The sequence below is a fragment of the Modestobacter altitudinis genome (assembly GCF_005930475.1).
Lineage (GTDB): Bacteria > Actinomycetota > Actinomycetes > Mycobacteriales > Geodermatophilaceae > Modestobacter > Modestobacter altitudinis.
Genome location: NZ_SJEW01000145.1, coordinates 1 through 1117, shown reverse-complemented (window position 1 = coordinate 1117; position 1117 = coordinate 1). Strand labels below are relative to the sequence as shown.

Genomic DNA, 1117 nt, shown 5'->3' with positions numbered 1-1117 from the left:
CTCCTACGGCTGCTCACCGGCACCCCCGACACCGGCACGCCGGACACCGGCACCCCCGACACCGGCACGCCGGACACCGGCACCGCAGACGCGGTCCCGGCCGAGGGCACCGACTCTGCCGGTCCCGACGCCGTCCTTGACCCCGGCGCCGGTCTCGAGGCCGACCTCGACATCGACCTGCACCTCTCCGCCGGCACCGTCCTTGACCCCGACGGTGACCCGGCTCCCGACCCCGCCGAGGTGAGCCTGTTCGTCGCCATGGACGCGGCGTTGCGGGAGGCGGAGGAGCGCTGGTGGGCGGACTTCGAGCGCGGCCTGATCACCGATCCCGATCCGGCTGAGGACCGCCAGCCGGGCGGGTCCCCACCGCCGGCGCCGCCACCGACCAGTTCGCCACCGACCGACACCGGACCGGCCGATCCTTCCGCGGGCGGCTCCACGGGGTCAGGTGTGGGCTGGTGGGCGGCGGCCGACCGGGCGGTGGAGGACGCCTCCCGGGCGGGGTACGAGGCGCAGCAGGCGCTGGCCCACGCCCAGCGGATGGTGCACACCGCCGCCCGGGCCGACGCCGCCGACGAGGCCGCCTGGCGGGCCGGCCCGGCCGGTCGGGTCGACGCCGCCGGGGACGCGCTGGCGGCGTTGGCCGCCGCCGCCCGCACCGACCGGGAGGCGCTGGCCGGGTTGTTGGCCCGGACCGCCGGTGGTGGCCTGGCCGACCGGCCCCGGATCGCGCTGGTCGACGCGCTCACCGGCGCCCTGGTCTCCCTGACCGACCTGCCCGAGCTGCGCCGCACCGGGCAGTGCGGGCAGCCCACCTGCCGCCGCGACCCGGCGGCCTGCCCCCACGACCTCACCGGCCGGCCCGGGCTGGGCGCACCCGGCCCGACCGCCAGCTACCGGCCCGGGGCGGCACTGGACCGGTTCGTGCGCGCTAGGGACCGGCGCTGCCGGTTCCCCGGCTGCCGCCGCCTGGTCGCCGCCGGGGAGCTCGATCACCGGATCCGCCATCCCGATGGACCCACCGCGATCACCAACCTGGCCGGGTTCTGCACCACCGACCACCGCGGCAAGCACCAGGCACCGGACTGGGTCGTCCACCTGGCCCCCGACGCCACCC

1 protein-coding gene is annotated in these 1117 nt (G+C 78.2%); it reads left to right on the top strand.

Annotated features, from left to right (window positions below):
• Positions 1-1117, top strand: a 1117-nt coding sequence (locus FHL79_RS25355; protein WP_171058342.1) for an HNH endonuclease signature motif containing protein, incomplete at both ends; no start/stop codon positions are given.